Consider the following 16,831-nt stretch of genomic DNA (forward strand, 5'->3'; position numbering starts at 1 on the left):
TTTAACCAAACAGGTAATAATACCAATTTGACTTAATACTTGCTCAATTTGAAGGAGTCAATCTGACGCTAACCACGTTAAAAATTTCTCATTTAGAACCACTAAATAGCAAATTTTTTACCTAGTTATCGACAAGGTTTTCTCGCCTCACAATAGACCACTTAATTAAGAAAATTGATATCACGCTAAGTTTCGATAACGAACACCTCTTTGGTTGCCGGTTTTATCGCCTGCTGTATTAATCTCACTAAACATGCTCGCCAGTATTTACAGTGAACGTTACAGGGCAATCAGCCAGCTCTTCTCAACTTTAGGCTAAGTAGATAGCTCGCAAACTGGCATTATGGACAGGAATAACAGGAGCTAGCTTTGCAAAGCAATCACAGCCATCTATTTACCCCGTTTTTGCAACATCACTTTCATTGTATTCAGTTTGACCCAGATAGTTATTCTGAGCAGTCTTTTGAGCAACATAACATCTTCCTTCCTGATACTTTAGAGAAAGCAGTTGCAAAGAGAAAAGCTGAATTTTTAGCAGGAAGGATCTGCGCGAAAGCGAGTTTAACAGCATTAGGTCATGATAACTTTACCGTACTGAACGGCTCTGACCGCGCCCCAATTTGGCCCAACAATGTAGTCGCGAGTATCACCCATACCCGTGGAATTGCTGCTGCTATTGCCACTAACAATACGCATACCATTGGTTTAGGTATTGATATTGAAAGAGACATGAAGCCAAAACAAGAAATCGAATTACAACGACAAATTTTACATCCGGCTGAGTTCGAGAGCTTTCGTGGACTGGCAAAACACGTACATTGCCCGTTAACCGTCATCTTTTCAGCTAAAGAGAGCATCTACAAAGCACTTTACGGGACGGTAAATCGATTTTTTGGATTCGATGCGGTGAAATTGAGTCAATTCGATACCCATACCTTGTATTTCACTCTTATGGAAAATCTACATCCACAATTGAGCATGGGTCAAACTATCAAAGTATTTTATCAATGCACGACAGGATTGGTTTTGACCGAGTGTGAATACCATATCACCTCAGCATGACATAATGAATAAACGCCCCGCTGGGCGTTTATTCATTATGTTCAACTTTTGCTTAGATTACTGGGCGGCAAGTTGAGCGCTGCGACCAAAACGCACTCAGTGGAACAAAAATCAAATAGCAAGGGTCAACAGACCCTAGTTTTACGTTATACCAATTTGCTTAATTAAGTGGTCTATTGTGAGGCAAGAAAACCTTGTCGATAACTAGGCAAAAATTTTGCTATTTAGTGGTTCTAAATGAGAAATTTTTAACGCTGTTAGCGTCAGATTGACTCCTTCAAATTGAACAAGTATTAAGTTAAATTGGTATTATTGAAACACCACGTTCTCACTGCCTGCCGCAGCTTTAAAACGCACGATCAATTTTTCACAATCTTTCAAAATCTCTGATTCCAAACGCTCTTCTGCTCGCCAGCGCTGACTGTCCATTTTATAGATTTCTTTTTTAGAGTATTTCTTGCGTGCGTCATGAGTCGGCATTTCCTTAACCTCCTCATACATCTGATAGACACCAGGGTAATCTAGCTGTAAATCCACCTCATTATCAAAGCTATATTGAGAGATAAGCACCCAGACTCTGAGACAGCCTTCAGAGTACTCACACTGTTTCTCTTTCATCGCCCGGGCGATAAGGTTAACGCTATCAGCTATCTTGCTATTGCGCTGTTGACGCGACTTCTCTAATTCTATCGCTTTTTCTTCACGATGCTTGGCAATTTTTTCTTTTTGCACCTTCAACTGCCATAGCAATTTACCAGCGTAAAATGCCAAACCAGCAATGATCACAGCGCCGATAAAAAGTGCGACAATCCATGCAGTGTTCATTATTTGTTATCTTCCTCTAAGTCATCATCTAGCCATTCATTTGCTAAGTCATTACTCATAAATTGATCTAACGGATCATCTTCTTCCATGTCACCTTCTTCAAATTCATCATCAATACCTAAAAGTTCACATAATTCTTGATGACGTGCAATACCACGATTGAAGTATTTAGCATCTTTGCCTGTGAGTAATTCACCCTGCTCATGGCGCTCAAGTAACGACATTAGACGTTCGTCATTTTCAAGTTGCTCTAACTCTTGCTCTGGCGTCAGCACCTCAGCGGCGTTATGTAACTGCGCTTGCGGCTGTAAATGACGCTTCATTTCAGGTTGTGTATTTTCTTTAACCGGTTGCGACTCAACAACCAGAGAAATAGGTTTTTTACTTCCAGTTCGAGGATCTTTTTTTGCTGTCACTTCAGACTGCGCTTTTGGTGATATGTCTGGCGCATTTCTTGAGCCAGGCTTTTTACCTTTCGTTTTTTTATTACGCATCTCTTTCATTGCGCGTAACTCTTGAAGCTTTTCTTTACTTAACCTAGGTGTACCGTTGGTCGCAATTTTACGTGTCTTTTTCTTTCTGGTCATAATCAATTACTCAAAATTCTGGCGTGTATTACGCTTGGTGAGAATGATGACATCATTCCCTATAAATTCTAAATCACAATCTTGTTGCGCAGCAAAATACGCAAAGGTTTTCTGACTAAAAAACGAAATATGTGTTAAGTCATTCTTATAATGCCAATTAGCAAAGCGCGATTTATCTATCACGAGTTTAGTCATTAATACGAGCGGTTGCCCGCAATCTAGCAGTGCCAATAATTGCTGTAGTACCTGTCCTGGTTTGGAAAGATGCTCCACCACTTCGGTACTAACAATAAAATCATACTGTTGTTTTAGCACCTCGGGATTATTGGCGTAGTACAAGTCAAACAATGAAACTTGATGTCCTGCCTCTTCCAACATTTTTGCAAGCAAGGGGCCAGGTCCACAACCAAAATCTAACCCTAAACTTGGCTTCGATAGGCGAGCTATTAGCGGTTCAGAAACCCGAGTTAAAAAGCGGCGATAGCCTGCATCTTCCAAATCATTCTCATGACTATCATAAATCGCTTTTTCTTGCGCTGGTGTTAGCCTTGAATTTGGATCCGCCATAACCAGATGGCAGCACTGACATTGCCAATATAGTCTATGTTTGTCTTGGTGATAGGTTTCAAGCTGCTCACCTAGACATAGGCCACAACTTATCAGAGTTGAATCTTGCAATGGTTAACAATAATTGCTTAATAAGAAGGCTATTGTATCAGGTAAGCGAAAAGCAACCAAATAAAAAGGCGGCAGAGATTACTCTCTACCGCCTACTAATCTGAGCGTCACAACTGGACACTTCTCCCTTCGACTTTTAAGCCTTATTATTCTTATTATTTTATTGTCGTCCGTATTGTTTTTATTTTAGACTTCCGTGACATTTCCATATTGTTATTGTTATGAGACTTCCATGAATTTCTTATTCTCGGTCTTCCTAACGCTTTCTTGATAGTCCTTTGTATCAATCTAGATACTAAATATTGCCACCTACGCTTCCGTATCGCATTGTCCCTTTTTTTGTATTGCTTGGCGACAACGAATAATTTACGCTCCTGAGCCTGAGTTACAACTGTTCAATAACAAATTTCTTACCTTAAATTTTTTAATCAAACAGAAATCATATTAATTACATTAACTTACAATGAACCAAAGCTTAAAATTAAGCTAAAACTTACAATTAAGCAAAGACAATATCTCACAGAAAAAGTGAGATATATCTCACATTTTAGGATATAAAAAAAGGCAGCGTGTGCTGCCCTTTTTTCAATAGTAGGAGTTTACAACGAGCGCCATAAACTCAATATACGACTTTAGTGTAGTCCACCTAAATATTTAGATAGTACTTCGATATCTTTGTCAGTAAGCTTTTTCGCGATGTCACGCATCATGCCGTTCATATCGTTATTGCGAGTACCGTCGCGGAACTTTTCAAGCTGGGCTTTGATGTACTCAGGATGCTGGAAAGATATCTTAGGAAATTTAGCCAATGATGTACCATTGCCTCGAGGACCATGACATGCTGCACAAGAAGGGATCCCTCTTTCAGCATCACCCGCTTTATATAATTGCTGACCAACAGCAACCACATCTTCAGGTGTTGTACCAGCAGACATAGATAAGGTAGAGAAATACGCAGCTAAGTCTTTCATGTCTTGATCTGAAAGAGGCATAGCCATACCACTCATTACCGGATCCATACGCCCTTCTTTACCACCTGAGGTCATTCCTAGCTTAAACTCTTGCAGTTGCTTGTAAATATAATCGGCATGCTGTCCTGCGATTTTTGGATACATAGTCACAGGGGCGTTGCCATCTGGACCGTGACATGCTGCACACGTTGCAGATTTCGCCTTACCTGCTTCTGCGTCACCATCGAATGCCGATGCGTTGCTTGCTGACAACGTACCAAGCAACATTGTTAAAGTTAATGCTATTTTTTTCATGGTAAATTCTCTGTTTCCGACCCTGTAATTTGCACCCATGCGAACTAAAGTCGCTCTCTTTATCGCTTGGGTAAATAATACCAATCAGTACTAAAATTAGGTTGTTATCTTAATCAGATGAATCTTACATGCAGTACTCAGCAATAATAACGCCAAACAGCACCGATCCACCCAAATATGCCTCGTTCAGTAGTGACTACTGATGGGTATACTCTTTAGATTGACATTGCAATTTCTACATTCTACACGATATTACTTTCTCTGGCACGTTTTCTGCCCATATTAAGCTTATAATTTACAGGGATTTGACCTAGATTAATTAATAATGGCGCATCAATCCCCGCCTTACGCTCAAAAAGCAGCACCCATAACTGTTAGCGTAACGCTTTTGGTTTCAGCCAGACTGTTATAAAATACGCAATTCAATCCGCGAAAGTTTAATCAGTTAGGAGTCAGCGTGCTAAAATCTCGCGTGAAATATAATCAGGCACAGTTTATTACCAGTGCCCCAGATATCAGTAAACTACCACCGGATACTGGAATTGAAGTGGCTTTTGCGGGTCGTTCTAATGCAGGTAAATCAAGTGCTCTCAATACATTAACCGATCAAAAGCTTGCTAGAACGAGTAAAACCCCCGGCCGTACCCAGCTTATTAATACCTTTTCTTTGGGCGAGGATCAGCGCCTTATCGATTTACCTGGCTATGGCTTTGCCAAAGTACCACTAGAAATGAAAAAGAAGTGGCAAAAAGCACTGGGTGAATACCTACAGCGTCGTAAATGCTTAAAAGGGATTGTGGTGCTAATGGATATTCGCCACCCGCTGAAAGATCTTGATATGGATCTTATCAATTGGGCAATTAGTAGCAATATACCCGTGCTTGCGCTACTGACCAAAGCGGATAAGCTAAAACAAGGTAAGCGCAAAGCTGAAGTGCTTCAAGTTCGCCGTGCCTTAGCAGAGCTAAATGGCGACATAACGGTACATGCGTTTTCGTCTTTGAAAGGTATCGGCTTGAATGAGCTGGCTTGGAAATTAGACGAATGGTACCTGGGCCCTTTTGTTAAAGACAAGACTGAAGCTACAGAGTAAAAAGCGCCATGACGAAATAGAGGCGCGCCTATCCGAGATAGAAGCGCGTCTTTGCCGACATTAGATAAAATCCATTTTTATCTTCTTGCAACATCTCCACCCACTGGTAGTAGACATTTCGTGACACTCTAGCAGTTAATCCGTAATTGAGCCGCAAACAGGGAATATCAACGCCATTTACTCGTTCTAGCGCCAGTGGAAACATGCTACTAATCGGCCATTCACGTCCTATGTTGTCCACAGCAATGATGCACGGAGCAAGTGACAAACGTGAAGCATGTTCACAAAAGTACCACTGCTCAATCACAAAAGGATGTGCCATCACCTTCACAATGCAGCTTTCTGCCGGAGTTTTTAGCCAATAATGTGTTCCATCATAGCTTAATACACTCGCGAATAACGCAACGAGCGATGCTCTTTTTATCTCACTTTTTTGATGAAACCAGCGTCCATCCGTATCAATCACTATCTCGGAAAAGCCACACGAAGGTGCCGACCAGCTTTCTGTCGGCGCATGGGCTGTCACATACTGTGCAATTAATTCATCAATTTTGTTCATCAAAAACTAAATTAAAGGTGATAGGCACACTGGTGGAAATCGTTTTTAACCCAGCGATCTTGGTGAGCGCTTCGATCCCCGCACTAAAACCAAACTGTGTTGCATCCAGTACAACCGCGTTTACTGGAGTAACGACTAAACCGTCAGCATTTTTAGTCACGAGCAAGTCTAGGGTGATCTCTTGAGTTTGACCGTGAAGCGTCAGCGCAGCATTAACTCCAGTGACCGTCTGAGGCCCCATAACTAAATTACTAAGTGATTTAGAGACATTGGCCGTTATCTTCGCGTGTGGATGATCCGCAACATTGAATAACATGGTTTGCATCCGCTCGTTACGGATGGGGATCATGGTTTCTACACTGGCAAGATCAATGTTGATCTCAAGTTCACCTTGCTTAGATAGCGAGCCTGCTATTTTCTTGAAATGATGTACTTCCGCAATATGTGTCTGTTTCACAGAAACAAAGCTGACATTACTATGTTGTTGATCAAGCTGCCAAGACGCAAAAGACTGAGCAGAAAAAAGTGCACTACCTAACAGTAGGTATTTAAGCATGACGACTTCCTTATTAATTGAGAGAACATAACGTTTGTGCACCCAGTGTAAAACGCAGTTAAAATTAAATAAAGCCCTTCTCGCTAAGGGTTTTAATACCTAGTTGCAGACTATTGCTGAAAAGGAAATTGAGACGATAATTGGAAGACACTAAAGCAGAGAAAAAGACGGCTCGTCAAAATAACGAGCCGCTATAGCAATCTGGGGAGAAGCTATCAATACACTGTATCCTCTTACGAGAGATACATCATCAACAGGATGTCCTACAGGATGAGGACGGCGCGAACTCTAACAAATAGATGTCCAGAAATAAACACCAAAAAGCAAAACTTAAGCCAATTTGATAAACTTTCAACGTTAAGTTTTTTTTTGTTACTGGAGATTAACAGAAGCTACAAATTTAAGACGCTATACCGCTAGTGTTTACTTGCACACATAAGTTAAGTCATCCACAAAAAAACCGTATCACCTAGAAAGATGATACGGCGCTAATACAATAAAGTTCGCGGCTTTGCCTCTCGTGGTAAGCAGTGAGTTAATCCGCTAAGTCACCTAAGCTCAACATGCGCAATATCAAGCTAGCCAGAGATTATTGCTTAATACACGGCAAACTTGTGCGTCAATAGCCCAGGATAACAGCTGCTAGAGAATAGGCTATTATCCCGATTTCTAGTTAGTGTGCCTGTTCCCAATTATCACCACTGTCAGCTTCTACCAGTAACGGGACATCTAGTGATGCTGCAGCACTCATTAACTCACAGATCTTTTCACTGTACTCTGCCACTTTATCGCTATGGACTTCAAACACCAATTCATCATGCACTTGCATCAATAATTGAATGTCGTCACGGCTGCACGTTTGCAGCCACTCATCCACTTTAATCATGGCCTTTTTAATAATGTCAGCAGCAGTACCTTGCATAGGAGCATTAATCGCAGCACGTTCAGCAGCCTTTCTGCGAGCACCATTACGCGCTTTTATATCGGGTAAATACAAGCGTCGGCCAAATAAAGTCTCAACATACCCTTTCTCGGCCGCTTCTTCCCTTGTACGTTCCATATATTCCAGCACTCCAGGGAAACGTTCAAAGTAAGTATCCATATAATGCTGTGCTTCGTTTCTTGGAATATCGAGTTGTCGCGAAAGACCAAAGGCACTCATGCCATAAATCAAACCAAAGTTAACCGCTTTAGCTTTTCGACGCATATCTGATGTCACTTCTTCAAGCGGCACAGAAAACACCTCTGAAGCTGTAGCACTGTGCACATCTTTTCCTTCTGCAAAAGCGCTAAGTAGCCCCTTGTCTTGAGATAAGTGCGCCATGATCCTAAGCTCAATCTGGCTATAGTCTGCTGCAACAATTTGTTTGTTGGTGTCTGCAACAAATGCTTGGCGAATACGACGACCAGCTTCATTGCGAATTGGAATGTTTTGTAAATTCGGATCACTTGAACTTAAACGTCCTGTCGCCGTTACAGCCTGATGATATGAAGTATGTACACGACCAGTATCAGCATTCACTAACTTCGGTAGTTTATCAGTGTAAGTAGACTTCAACTTCGATAAACCGCGGTGCTCGATGATAAGCTTAGGCAATGGGTAGTCATGCGCTAACTCTTGCAGCACCTCTTCCGCTGTTGACGGCGCACCCTTTGGAGTTTTCTTGATCACCGGTAGCTCAAGCTTGTCGAACAATATTGCCTGCAGTTGTTTGGTCGAACTGAGGTTGAATTCCTCACCTGCAATTTCAAAAGCTTGCTGTTCCAACTCTCCTAAACGCTTCTCTATCTCAACACTTTGTTTTGCAAGCATATCACCATCAATGTGTACGCCTGTGCGTTCAATTCGAGACAACACGCTTAATAGCGGCAATTCAATCTCTGTGAAGACCTGTTTTAGACTATTTTCTTTCTCAATTAATGGCCAAATGTGTTGATGTAACCTAAGCGTAATGTCAGCATCTTCTGCTGCATAAGGTGCCGCTTTTTCCAACTCAATCTGGTTAAATGTCAGTTGATTCTTGCCTTTGCCCGCAATGTCTTCAAAGCTAATTGTTTTATGACCCAGATATTTAAGCGCCAATGAGTCCATATCGTGGCGAGTTCCCACGCTGTTAAACACGTACGACTCTAGCATAGTATCAAAAGCGATTCCGTTTAGCTCAAGCCCTGCACGGGCAAGTACACTTTGATCGTATTTTAGATTTTGACCCACTTTTTTGATCTGGGGATCGGCAAGTAATGGCGCCATCACCTCAAACACCGCTTCTTGGGTAAGTTGCTCTGGTGCGCCGACGTAATCATGATGGATGGGTAAATAAGCTGCTTCACCCGGTGCAACAGCAAAACTCATTCCAACCAGATCCGCTTGCATATAATTAACACTGGTCGTTTCGGTATCAAAAGCGATTAAATCAGCAGCTTTTAGTTTACTAACCCACTGCTCAAGTTGTGCTTTTGTAAGGATCGTTTCGTAGTGAGTTTCTACTTGGGCTGCCGCTGGTGCAGATCCCTCCGCTTCAATGGTAACGATATCTGATTGTTGTTGACCATCCAATAACTCAGCCAGCCAGCGCTTAAATTCACACTCACCATACAGCTCAATCAGGCGATCTTTGTCCATTTCTGCAATTTTAAATTGCTCTAGATCTTGCTCAACCTCACAATCAAGCTTAATCGTTGCCAATTCGTATGAGAGCTTCAGTTGTGCTTGATGTTCTTCTAGCTTCTTCGCCATGGTTTTGGAACCACGGAAACCCAAACCAGCGATTTTATCTAGATTATCATACAGTGAGTCTATCGACCCTAACCCTTGGAGCATGGCAAGTGCAGTCTTTTCACCCACTCCAGGTACACCCGGAATATTATCTACTTTGTCACCCATCAGCGCGAGATAATCAATGATCAGTTCAGGACCGATGCCAAATTTTTCCACCACGCCTGCGGGATCTAAAATGGTGTTTGTCATCGTGTTGATCAAAGTAACATGCTCATTAACCAATTGCGCCATATCTTTATCACCTGTACTTATTAGTACGTGACGACTTTGCTCTGAGGCGATTTTAGAGAAGGTGCCGATCACATCGTCAGCTTCTACACCACTGATACTGACAAGTGGCAAGCCCATTGCTTTTATAATTTCATGGATTGGTTCGATCTGCGTTCTGAGATCATCAGGCATAGGTGGGCGATGTGCTTTGTATTCGCTGTACATTTCATTACGAAAGGTTGGCCCTTTTGCGTCAAAGACTACAACCATATGACTAGGCTGATATTGCTTCAGTAAACTCTTGAGCATATTTATCACGCCATAGATTGCCCCCGTCGCCTCACCTTTTGAGTTAGTTAAATGCGGTGGCGCATGATAAGCACGGAACAAATAGGAAGAACCATCAACCAAGATCAAAGGGTTTTGAGGGATCTGAGACATAAATATTGGATCCTAAATTAGTCTTTTACAGAGTAGAATGTAAGGATGCCACAAGGCACAAGATAAAACGAGTTTCACGTTAGCCTATCATTTGGATATTGCAAGTTGAGCCTGTGGATAACTTTGTAGACAAACACGAAAAATTGCTCCAGAACTTTCAACTTGAAGTCAGAGTACGATTTAAGGCTTTGGTTTACTTGCGTTTTTAGAGCTTTTTTAGTTGTTATTATCTTTAGCCATTTGTGGATAAAGAATTTTATTGGCCACACATTTTAGAACGTATGAACAAAAAATAGCCTGATTTTCTCAAGCGGAGGAGTATACTACCACAAATGATCAAAGATCATAGAAGATCCTTTATAATTTTTTAATTAGGCCATAATTCTTTTTATGTATATAGCGCGCGCAACAAGACGTTAGAAGGAGAAATGAATGAAAAAAGTAGCAGTAATTTTTAGTGGCTGTGGTGTATTTGACGGTGCAGAGATCCATGAATCGGTACTAACCTTACTTAATCTAGAAAAAGTAGGAGCAAGCTACCAGTGTTTTGCACCTAATATTGATCAGTTCCATGTGATCAACCACTTAACAGGCGAGACACAAGAAGAACGTCGTAATGTACTAGTGGAAGCTGCACGTATCGCGCGTGGAGAAATAGCAGACTTGGAGACTCTCAATGCAGATGAATTTGATGCACTTGTCATACCTGGCGGCTTTGGGGTCGCGAAAAACCTGTCTGATTTCGCTTTTAAAGGTGCCGAATCAACGATTTTAGAAAGTATAAAAATCGTATGTCGTGCGTTTAACAGCCAACAAAAACCAATAGCATATTTATGTATTGCACCGGCGCTCATCCCACATATTCATGCACCAGGTACGCTTGCAACCATAGGCTCTGATGTTGATACCGCAGCTGCTATTAATACGTTAGGAGCAAAGCATGTTGAGTGTACAGTATCTGACATCGTAGTTGATGAAGGTGAAAAAGTGATATCAACACCAGCGTATATGTTGGCATCCTCGGTGCTAGAGGCAGCTTCTGGAATTGAAAAAGCCATCTCAAAGTTAGTAGAAATGGCTTAATATAGAAATTTACGAGTCTGTCAGACTTATCCAAGTTAGCAGGCTCTAATCCATTCTTAGGTAAATTGCGTATCTTACTTAAAGCGTATTCGTGACAACCACAAAACTTGGCTGTGGTTCTACGAATTTGGGCAAAAAGCTTGCCCTAACGCAATAAATTAATGGTTTTAACCATTTATACTCAAGTTTACGTTTTATAAATGAACAGGTGGCGTTATAATCGCAATAATTCCGTCATCCATCATCGTGATTGAACACGTTCAAACGAAGTGAGCAAGGTAAATGAAAAAACTTTCAGCAGCACTTTTATTGCTATCAACAGCCGCAGTTGCGCAACCATATGACAATTCTTTAACTGAAGAAGCGATTAAACAACGCCTTCAGCCAATCGGTTCAGTATATTTAGCTGGTGCTGAAAGTGCAGCAGCAGCGGTACCAACTGGCCCTCGCTCAGGCGAACAAGTTTACCAAGCTTCTTGCTTTGCTTGTCACGGTACTGGCGCGCTAGGTGCTCCTAAAACAGCTGATGACTGGGCTGCACGTCTAGCCAAAGGTTCTGAAGTATTACTAGACCATGCGATTAATGGGTTTAATGCAATGCCACCTCGTGGTACTTGTATGGACTGTTCTGATGATGAAATCGCAGCAGCTATCGAGTTTATGACAAAAAACTAGGTATTAGCTCGTCGCTGTCATGGTAACTGAAAATACGTTAAAAAAGTGCAGCCTTTGTCGCTGCACTTTTTCTCTAAAACATCATGACGATCTATATCAATTACCCTAATTAAGTGATCGATTTTAAGGCGTGAAAAACTTGCTATTTAGTTGTGCTGAATAAGAAATTTTTAATGCAGTTAGCGTCAGATTTACTCCTTCAAATTGAGCAAGTATTAATGCTAATTGGTATGACAGATCAAGCCACAAAACAAGCTTGTAGGAATGAGAAAATTGCACTTGACCACTTAGGTTAAAAGTGAAATTATTAAGCTCAATAATTAAACAAAAATAAGAACCGGTTTTCATCATTGGAAGAGCCACAACAACAGGTTAAGAGACTATCTCGACGAGCCGCAAGATTAGAGTCTTTACTAGAAAAATATAAAAGAAAGTCTCAACTTCAATACACATTAATTCAATTATCAGAACAGGCAAGTACTGTTGCTGAGTTAACCCTGTTGTACCCCGCAATTCATAATATTCTTTCTCAATATCTACCAAGCAAGAGCTTCTATGTGGTATTACAAAACCGCTTTACACAAGCACTTGAACTTTCTTACTTTGTAGATGAAAAAGATGCTGTGGCTATTCCCTTACATGAGGCACATCACTTCAAAGATGGCGTTACAGGTCATGTTTTTAAAACTGGCACAACAGTTTACCTCACCAAAGAAGAGATGTTGTCGCGAGCAAAAGCTGGTGAGTTCAAAATCCTTGGTAGCCAAGCAGAACATTGGGTAGGGGTGCCAATATATCGCGATGGTGCGATTATTGGTGTCATGGTGTCACAAAGCTATGAGGCTGAACAGTCATACAGTGAGCATCAAGTTGAGCTGCTTGAAGTGATGTCGCTATACCTAGCGACTGCAATCGAGAGAGTCAAAAAACGCGAATTACTCGAGTCAGAAGTTAAGATACGCACTCGCGCGTTAATGCAAAGCAATGAAGCGCTGAACAAGGAAATTGATAATCGTAAACGTGCGCTAGAAAGGCAGCAGATCTTGTTTCAAATATCAGAACTGGCAACTCAGTTTTCTGATATCGATGATGTTTATAAACAGGTTCATGACATTATCCGGTCAATTACCTTTGCCGATAACTTGTATATCGCGCTTTATAATAAAGAAGAACAATGGCTAACCTTCCCCTATAGTGTTGATGAAAAAACTCGCTATAAAACCAGATCTTTTGCAAAAGGATATAGCGAGCTGGTTATTCGCACGGAGCAAAGTCAACTGATCGACTGCACTCGAGCCAAAGCTCTCGCGATGGAGGGGGTTGTAGAGCGACCAGCGGGATACAACCATAATTTAGCCGCGACAAGTTGGCTCGGTGCTCCATTAAAAACCGCCACTGGCGTTATTGGCTTAATAGCATGCCAAGCGTATGATCATAAATATGAATTTGACTATGACGATGTTGAGCTAATTTCGTTTGTATCAAATCAGATTGCATCGGTATTACAGACTCATTTAGCAAATCAGGCATTAAAGATCAGTCACCAGCAACTCGAACATCGCGTTGCAGAGAAGACCAAAGAATTACAGCAAACGAATTTGCATTTACAAATGCAAATGGAAGAGCGCAAAAAAATAGAGCAGCAGCTATATCACGACGCCCACCACGACTCACTTACCGGTCTACCAAACCGCAGCCTATTTTTAACCCAACTTGAAAAAACATTGAAGAAACATCACCGCTATCCTGAAGATAACTTTGCTGTGCTGTTTATTGATTTAGACAAGTTTAAAGATATTAATGATGAACTTGGTCATCAGGCTGGCGATCAGTTTTTGGTTTGGGTATCACAATCATTCTCAGAGTGTATTCGTGAACATGATTTGCTAGCCAGACTAGCTGGTGATGAATTTGTGGTTTTACTTGATCATCTAACCGATCGCCAACAAGCAGAAGACGTGGCGAAACGGATAATCAAGGTAATGCAACAGCCATTTTGCCTCAAAGGCGTATGTATGCAAAGCGGTGCAAGTATCGGCATAACGTATAGTAACAAGCTATATCGCAATACCGATGAAATTATTCGAGATGCAGATGCTGCAATGTATTACGCAAAGAATGCCGGTCGTGGCCGCTACGAGTTTTATCATCCGCTACTCAGTGCCAGCTCTAGCGCTCAGAAACAACATGATCAGCACCACCTTGATAAGCTACCAACACATTTTCGCTATACCGAGATAGTCAACTGGTCTGACAGTGCAGAGCCCATCGGATTTATCGAGGCTTTTGGTGAACACCCAGTACTAGGTAGCACAAGCTTTGATATTCTAAAGAAGTTTGCAGCTGAAAAACCCCAACACCTTGAGATCGAATTGCAATTACTTAAAAAAGCTCAAGATGTTGCGGCTTGTCGGAATGACGACATTTTATTTAACTGTTCAACCATGTTGTTGGAAAACAACCATTTTGATGTACTAAAGCAACAGTTAGTCACTGAAGGTAACGCACTTTGCTTATTGTTTGAAGAAAGTGAAATTCGTTTTGCTTCTAGTCAGCAAATTTTAAACTTAAAGTCGTTGGCTGAAATGGGGATCCCTATCGGGTTAAATAACTTTGGCAAAGATCGTTGCGATCTTACCCTGATCAGCCAAATTGACTTTACCTATGTTCTACTTAGCTCTACCTTTAGTAAACGTGTACTTCAGCAAACGAGCTATGAGGTTCAATTGCAGGGCATTTTGGCCGTTACCCAAGTAAAAGGCATTAAAGTCATTGCTCGCGGACCTGCAATATTAAATTTCAGAAGTTTGTTAGAAAAGCATGGCTTGCAGCTGTTTTTTGGCAAGCAACAAGCTTTAGATAAAGGGCAAGAAACATGCGCCTTTATCCCCACTTTTGATAACGAATCAATCCCTTCTTAACATAGCGCGTAGATTCGCCACGTTAGATTTTCCTTTTTCCATTCGTTCTGCCTGTGTCGCCACAGGCTTTTTACCTTCAATTTGCAGATCGTCTTGAGGTAACTCTTGCACAAAGCGGCTCAACTCAGGAGTGATCTGCTCACCAAATTGACGGCGACTTTTTGTATAAGTCAACGTTAACGTTTGCTGAGCACGAGTGATCCCTACATAAGCCAAACGCCTTTCTTCTTCAACATTGTCTTCATCGATACTAGTTTGATGAGGTAACAGGCCTTCTTCCATGCCAACCATAAACACGTGTGGGTATTCTAATCCTTTAGAAGCATGTAACGTTAACAGCTGCACGGCATCAGAATCATCCTCTTCCTCATTGCGCTCAAGCATATCCCTCAGCGTCAGTTTACTAACAACCTCTGGCAAGGTCATCGCCGGATTATCTGCATCCCCTGTTAGCATATCACTGATCCAGCGATATAATTCCGAGACATTTTTCATCCTCATCTCTGCCGCTTTAGCACTTGGGGATGATTCGTATAGATAAGCCTCGTAGTTGATTTCTCGGATCATATCTTTAACGGCTTCCAAAGTATCACCCCGAGTGGCTCTATCAGAAAGCTCAACTACCCAACGAGCAAATCCCATTAAGGCCTTTAGCCCTCGTCCCGTCATACGCTCTAAAAGTTCAGACTCAAAGCATGCTTCAAATAAACTAATATGACGTTCATTGGCAAAACTGCCAAGCTTTTCTAAAGTCACCGGGCCAATCTCACGTCTTGGTGTATTAACTATACGCAAAAACGCATTGTCATCATCTTGATTTACCAAGAATCGTAAATATGCCATGATGTCTTTGATTTCACTGCGAGCAAAAAACGACATACCACCACTGATTTTATAAGGGATACGGTTGGTCATTAAAGCTTTCTCAAATACCCGAGCTTGGTGGTTTCCGCGATAAAGCAAAGCATAGTCCCGATAGCTCGTGCGCTTCATAAATTTATGCGAAATAATTTCAGCTACTACTCGCTCAGCTTCGTGCTCTTCGTCACGGGTAGCAATCACCCGAATAGGATCACCGTACCCTAGTTCACTAAATAGTTGCTTATCAAACTCGTGTGGGTTATTCGCGATTAGAATATTAGCTGCTTTTAAGATCCGTCCAGCACTACGGTAGTTTTGTTCTAATTTAATCAGCCTTAAACCAGGAAAATCTTTACTTAGTAGTACTAGGTTTTGTGGTTTAGCACCACGCCATGAGTAAATCGATTGGTCATCATCACCTACCACAGTGAAGCGAGCACGCTCCCCCACTAAGCGCTTTACCAGCTGATATTGGCTGGTATTGGTATCCTGATATTCGTCGACTAATAAATAACGAAAACGCTGCTGCCAACGCTCTCTAACATCAACCGACTGATTCAGCAGCAATGTTGGGATCATGATGAGATCGTCAAAGTCTAGTGCGTTATATGCACGAAGCTGAGTCTGGTAACGGGCATACAACTGAGCGAACAGCGCTTTTTGAGGCTCTCGAGCTTCTCGAATAGCACGTTCGGGTAAGATCAGTTCATTTTTCCAATTACCAATTTGCATTTTTAGCAAGTTAAGCAGATCTTTGTCACGCTCCAGCTCTTTTTCAGTCAGTTCACTTAACAACTGGTTGGTATCTTGATCATCAAACAAAGAAAAGCCTGGCTTGTAGCCTAAGGTTTTAACCTCTTTTTTGATGATCTCCAGACCCAATGTATGAAAAGTCGAAACCCACAGCCCTTTAGCTTCTTGTTTGCCTAATGTTTGCGCTACACGTTCACGCATTTCTTTGGCGGCTTTGTTGGTAAAGGTGACCGCAGCGATATTTCTCGCTTTGTATTCACACTGTTGTACTAAGTAGGCAATTTTATTGGTAATAACACGGGTTTTACCAGAGCCTGCCCCCGCTAACACAAGGCATGGGCCACTAATATACTTTACTGCTTCGTCTTGTTTTGGGTTGAGCTTCATGCAACTAATCCGGTTATCTTCTCGCTTGACGCACTTTTGGTTACAACTTTGAGTGCAGAGGGGTTGAGGAATTCTTATAAACTAAGCGCGCTAGTT

14 protein-coding genes are annotated in these 16,831 nt (G+C 41.6%); 6 read left to right on the forward strand and 8 right to left on the reverse strand.

Going from position 1 to position 16,831, the window contains the following annotated elements; translation table 11 throughout:
• The first annotated feature begins 369 nt into the window (after positions 1-369).
• Positions 370-1,062, forward strand: a complete 693-nt coding sequence (locus tag HUZ36_RS15235) for a 4'-phosphopantetheinyl transferase family protein (protein ID WP_125251521.1) — start codon at positions 370-372, stop codon at positions 1,060-1,062.
• A 309-nt stretch (positions 1,063-1,371) separates the two neighbouring features.
• Here HUZ36_RS15235 and HUZ36_RS15240 read toward each other — a convergent pair whose 3' ends face one another.
• From HUZ36_RS15240 to HUZ36_RS15255, 4 genes are all read right to left on the reverse strand, one after another.
• Positions 1,372-1,887: a DUF2489 domain-containing protein gene (locus HUZ36_RS15240; protein ID WP_125251520.1), complete on the reverse strand. Its 516-nt coding sequence runs from the start codon at positions 1,885-1,887 to the stop codon at positions 1,372-1,374.
• Positions 1,887-2,474 (reverse strand): Der GTPase-activating protein YihI, encoded by a 588-nt coding sequence (gene yihI, locus HUZ36_RS15245; RefSeq protein ID WP_125251519.1) that lies wholly within the window; start codon positions 2,472-2,474, stop codon positions 1,887-1,889. Before yihI ends, HUZ36_RS15240 begins: the two co-directional genes overlap by 1 nt.
• A gap of 6 nt (positions 2,475-2,480) precedes the next feature.
• The gene (locus tag HUZ36_RS15250; RefSeq protein ID WP_176033298.1) at positions 2,481-3,152 is read right to left on the reverse strand and encodes a methyltransferase domain-containing protein; all 672 of its coding nucleotides are present in this window, start codon (positions 3,150-3,152) and stop codon (positions 2,481-2,483) included.
• 632 nt (positions 3,153-3,784) lie between these two features.
• Positions 3,785-4,417 carry a c-type cytochrome gene (locus HUZ36_RS15255; RefSeq protein WP_125251517.1) on the reverse strand — a complete coding sequence of 211 codons (633 nt, stop codon included), beginning with the start codon at positions 4,415-4,417 and terminating at the stop codon, positions 3,785-3,787.
• A gap of 457 nt (positions 4,418-4,874) precedes the next feature.
• Between HUZ36_RS15255 and yihA the strand changes: the two genes are divergently transcribed.
• Positions 4,875-5,510 (forward strand): ribosome biogenesis GTP-binding protein YihA/YsxC, encoded by a 636-nt coding sequence (gene yihA / locus HUZ36_RS15260; protein ID WP_147391119.1) that lies wholly within the window; start codon positions 4,875-4,877, stop codon positions 5,508-5,510.
• Between the two features lie 28 nt (positions 5,511-5,538).
• On the opposite strand, the gene HUZ36_RS15265 is transcribed toward yihA, so the two are convergent.
• From HUZ36_RS15265 to polA, 3 genes are all read right to left on the reverse strand, one after another.
• Entirely contained in the window at positions 5,539-6,069 is a 531-nt protein-coding gene (locus HUZ36_RS15265) for a DUF1285 domain-containing protein (protein ID WP_176033299.1), read from the reverse strand.
• Positions 6,056-6,625 carry a YceI family protein gene (locus tag HUZ36_RS15270; RefSeq protein ID WP_125251514.1) on the reverse strand — a complete coding sequence of 190 codons (570 nt, stop codon included), beginning with the start codon at positions 6,623-6,625 and terminating at the stop codon, positions 6,056-6,058. The genes HUZ36_RS15265 and HUZ36_RS15270 overlap by 14 nt, the downstream gene beginning before the upstream one ends.
• A gap of 673 nt (positions 6,626-7,298) precedes the next feature.
• The gene (polA, locus tag HUZ36_RS15275) at positions 7,299-10,055 is read right to left on the reverse strand and encodes a DNA polymerase I (RefSeq protein ID WP_176033300.1); all 2,757 of its coding nucleotides are present in this window, start codon (positions 10,053-10,055) and stop codon (positions 7,299-7,301) included.
• A gap of 432 nt (positions 10,056-10,487) precedes the next feature.
• Here polA and elbB point away from each other — a divergent pair, with 432 nt between their 5' ends.
• The 4 genes from elbB to HUZ36_RS15290 all read left to right on the forward strand — a co-directional run bounded on the left by elbB (position 10,488) and on the right by HUZ36_RS15290 (position 14,734).
• The gene (gene elbB / locus HUZ36_RS15280) at positions 10,488-11,138 is read left to right on the forward strand and encodes an isoprenoid biosynthesis glyoxalase ElbB (protein ID WP_147391116.1); all 651 of its coding nucleotides are present in this window, start codon (positions 10,488-10,490) and stop codon (positions 11,136-11,138) included.
• A gap of 282 nt (positions 11,139-11,420) precedes the next feature.
• Complete coding sequence (locus HUZ36_RS15285; protein WP_125251511.1) at positions 11,421-11,813, forward strand: c-type cytochrome; 393 nt, start codon at positions 11,421-11,423, stop codon at positions 11,811-11,813.
• 173 nt (positions 11,814-11,986) lie between these two features.
• Positions 11,987-12,109: a hypothetical protein gene (locus HUZ36_RS21875; RefSeq protein ID WP_303246191.1), complete on the forward strand. Its 123-nt coding sequence runs from the start codon at positions 11,987-11,989 to the stop codon at positions 12,107-12,109.
• A 54-nt stretch (positions 12,110-12,163) separates the two neighbouring features.
• Positions 12,164-14,734: a bifunctional diguanylate cyclase/phosphodiesterase gene (locus tag HUZ36_RS15290; protein ID WP_176033301.1), complete on the forward strand. Its 2,571-nt coding sequence runs from the start codon at positions 12,164-12,166 to the stop codon at positions 14,732-14,734.
• Here the strand turns inward: HUZ36_RS15290 and rep are convergent.
• Complete coding sequence (rep, locus tag HUZ36_RS15295) at positions 14,720-16,735, reverse strand: DNA helicase Rep (RefSeq protein ID WP_176033302.1); 2,016 nt, start codon at positions 16,733-16,735, stop codon at positions 14,720-14,722. The genes HUZ36_RS15290 and rep overlap by 15 nt on opposite strands.
• Positions 16,736-16,831 lie beyond the last annotated feature (96 nt).

This window comes from Pseudoalteromonas sp. McH1-7 (assembly GCF_013366255.1).
Lineage (GTDB): Bacteria > Pseudomonadota > Gammaproteobacteria > Enterobacterales > Alteromonadaceae > Pseudoalteromonas > Pseudoalteromonas peptidolytica.

What these genes read in the sequence shown, in the direction of transcription:
- HUZ36_RS15240 (WP_125251520.1), bottom strand. Translation starts at nt 1,887, where the DNA reads ATGAACACTGCATGGATTGTCGCACTTTTTATCGGCGCTGTGATCATT.
- yihI (WP_125251519.1), bottom strand. Translation starts at nt 2,474, where the DNA reads ATGACCAGAAAGAAAAAGACACGTAAAATTGCGACCAACGGTACACCT.
- HUZ36_RS15255 (WP_125251517.1), bottom strand. Translation starts at nt 4,417, where the DNA reads ATGAAAAAAATAGCATTAACTTTAACAATGTTGCTTGGTACGTTGTCA.
- HUZ36_RS15265 (WP_176033299.1), bottom strand. Translation starts at nt 6,069, where the DNA reads ATGAACAAAATTGATGAATTAATTGCACAGTATGTGACAGCCCATGCG.
- HUZ36_RS15270 (WP_125251514.1), bottom strand. Translation starts at nt 6,625, where the DNA reads ATGCTTAAATACCTACTGTTAGGTAGTGCACTTTTTTCTGCTCAGTCT.
- polA (WP_176033300.1), bottom strand. Translation starts at nt 10,055, where the DNA reads ATGTCTCAGATCCCTCAAAACCCTTTGATCTTGGTTGATGGTTCTTCC.
- elbB (WP_147391116.1), top strand. Translation starts at nt 10,488, where the DNA reads ATGAAAAAAGTAGCAGTAATTTTTAGTGGCTGTGGTGTATTTGACGGT.
- HUZ36_RS15285 (WP_125251511.1), top strand. Translation starts at nt 11,421, where the DNA reads ATGAAAAAACTTTCAGCAGCACTTTTATTGCTATCAACAGCCGCAGTT.
- HUZ36_RS21875 (WP_303246191.1), top strand. Translation starts at nt 11,987, where the DNA reads ATGCAGTTAGCGTCAGATTTACTCCTTCAAATTGAGCAAGTATTAATG.
- rep (WP_176033302.1), bottom strand. Translation starts at nt 16,735, where the DNA reads ATGAAGCTCAACCCAAAACAAGACGAAGCAGTAAAGTATATTAGTGGC.